Here is a 2,720-nt window from a genome sequence, read left to right on the forward strand (position 1 = left end):
CGATCGCCATAGGCAATCCTCAGCGTAGGGCTGTGAGCTGGGAAAATGCCTGAACGCAGTGCTCTGCCGCGCTGCTTCTCAGACAGACCGCATTCTGTCCACCAGCCTGACATGACCACGGCTACGGCGCGCCATGACGGTCGCGACGGGCCTGGATTCGGATGGCCCTGCCGAAGAATCGCCAATCCCCCGCTGGTCATGAGCATCAGGCGCACGAACCGCCCAGCCATAGGCGAAACCACATACAGCCTCGGCCGACACCGACGGCCGTAGGTGAAAACCGCTGCCAAAACGACGATAACCACCTACAGCCTCGGCTGCCGTAGGTGAAAACCGCTGTCGGGATGACGGAAGCCACCTACACGTCGCACCGCTCAAAACGGGAGTATCCACCTCCTACTTCCCGACGAACTCGGCTTTCAGCGACATGAGCGCCCTGACCTCGACCTCGTCGACATCCTCATCAACTACACTTCCGCTCTGCTCCGCGAGGTCGTGCCTTCACCGCGTTCGTCGTCGCCGATCTCGATCCCTACACGTCGCTCCTGCACGCTCCACGACCGGGTCGGCCAACACTGGTGTTCGACCTGACGGAGGAGCGGCGCACGGCCCTACTCGAGTCGAACGTCCTGGGTGTCCTCGTTCCGGCGCCGGCGGAAGGTCACGACGGCGCCGGGACGGCACGGGCTGAAGGTGTTGTGGTCGGCGCACGACCTGGCGCTGACGGCGGTAAGGCTGTTCAGCTTTACCGCCGTCAGCGCGGACTCCTCGAACACGGCGACCATCTCGTGATGAGCAGCCATGCCCGTCGTGCCGGTGGACGGGGTCCCCTGGCACGACGGGCATGGCGACCGGCACAGCCACTCACCGGATGTGGCAGCTGAGCGATCCGCGCCCGACAGACCCCACCGATTACGGATAGCGACTGATCGATGGCATCTATCTGTTAGTCGCGCTCACCCTGGAGGTAACACTGATCATGGGATATGAATAAGCGTCGACGATGTCGCCGGCGTCATCCCGCGGAACGCTTGGCGAAATTTCGAACGAACGCATTTCCCGATCACGAGACGAAGCACGAAAAGCAGCGACTACAACGCGAAGCTTCTTCTGCAATTTTGCCGCGATCCACAGAAAAATGCGACGCAAGATACGAGCCGGCGGACGCGCCAGTGGAAGTGCCACCTGAAATATCGCGACTAGAAAATGATAAAAAGGGCCGTCAGAATCCGGGGGAGGAAAATCACTCGACCCCGTGGAAAAAAATGACATGCAAAAACCCCTGCCTTAGATTGCATAAAGCCGAATGTTTAGTAGAGTAAAGCTTGGGTTTAGCCAATAACGTGAAATTGGTTCAAAATGAATAATTACATTAAGTTACACGCACCTACACTCCGTTTCTATCGACGTCTAACCAGAAAAAATAGGGCCGTACGGTAAATATACCGACGACCCTACTCTCGCTAACACGCGGGATGAAAAATACCAACCCAAGCTTTTCTCTACTGAACATCAATGTTTCAATCCGAATCGGAACAAGCATCAACTACTGTACGATCATCTGATCGGAACCTGTGACACCAGTCGACTTATTCCACAACACCGAGCAGTCGTCAGTGTACACCCGGCCGAACACACCCATAGCCATCACCCGCGCCACCCACCCAACGACCACATGATCATGGGATTACCGCTTCGGGCAGGCGCATCCGGCGGGCACCTGGCTGTCGCCGGCCGATGTCCGGCCTACGGCGATGGTTCGTCCAGTTCCCTGGTGTCGACCTCGGCCCAGGAGCGGAGCTGGTCGGTCAGTCGCTGGTGATCCTCGCGCAGCGAGTCGCGGGCCGGAGCAGGCTCGCCGTCGAGTTCGCGCTGGACGGCGGACAGCAGGTCGCCGCAGGTGCGGATTCTGATCCGGTGAACCGGGTTCCAGTGGCGCACCCGGTTCTGATGCGAGTTCAGCGCCGCCGCGAAGGTCTGCAGTTCCGTGCCGTGTGTGGTGACCGCGTCCGAGCGGATCTGGTAGGCAAACCGGCTGATCGGGAGATCGGGCGTGTACCAGCCTGGGCCGAGCAGCCGGTCGGCGACCGTCATCGCCAGATGCAGCGCGTGCCAGTCGTCGACGAGGGTACGGCGGGCCGGCGGCGGGCCGGTGTGCCTCCTCGCGCCGTCCCGGTGCCCATCGTCGGTGTGTTTCCCGGTCAGAACTTTGATCAGCTCGATGCGCCGGGCCACCTCCGCCCGCCTCACGGCGACGGGACCGGGGAAGTCGCCGATGAAGGCGTCCCGGATCCTCTCCGCCCGTGCCGCGAGAGGTGCGAGCCGCTGACCGCCCCGGCGCAGCGTGTCCGCGGCGGCGGCGAGTTCCAGGCTCGCCAGATGCTCCAGCGCTACCCGGGCGAGCACGTCCGGGTAGCCGGGCAGCGCGGCCACCTGGTCCCTGTCGATCTCGACCCGCGTCCCGCCGTCGTCGGCCTCGACCATGGCGCCGACATGGACCGGGCAGCCCAGCGCGGTCGCGACGTCGGTGCCCGCGAGCAGCAGACCGGCGTTCATCGCGTTCATGCCGGGGCCGGCCAGCACGACAACCGCCTCCACGTCAGCCACCCCCGGCACGGCGAGCAGCGACGACGCGACGGTCCTGCGGACCCCGTCGATATCCGTCGGTACCACGATCGGTTCCAGCGCACCGGGGTCGCCCGGCGGCTCCGCCGTGGCAG

The 2,720-nt window shown here is 63.1% G+C and carries 2 protein-coding genes; both read right to left on the minus strand.

The genetic code is table 11. The features are described from left to right. Positions 1-611 precede the first annotated feature (611 nt). On the minus strand, positions 612-803 hold the full coding sequence (locus tag AC5LUJ_RS23610) for a hypothetical protein (protein ID WP_250291372.1): 192 nt from the start codon (positions 801-803) through the stop codon (positions 612-614). 943 nt (positions 804-1,746) lie between these two features. Then, the coding region (locus AC5LUJ_RS23615; RefSeq protein WP_493465812.1) for a hypothetical protein at positions 1,747-2,720 on the minus strand (974 nt) is incomplete at its 5' end.

The sequence above is a fragment of the Protofrankia sp. CiP1_Cm_nod3 genome (assembly GCF_982290655.1).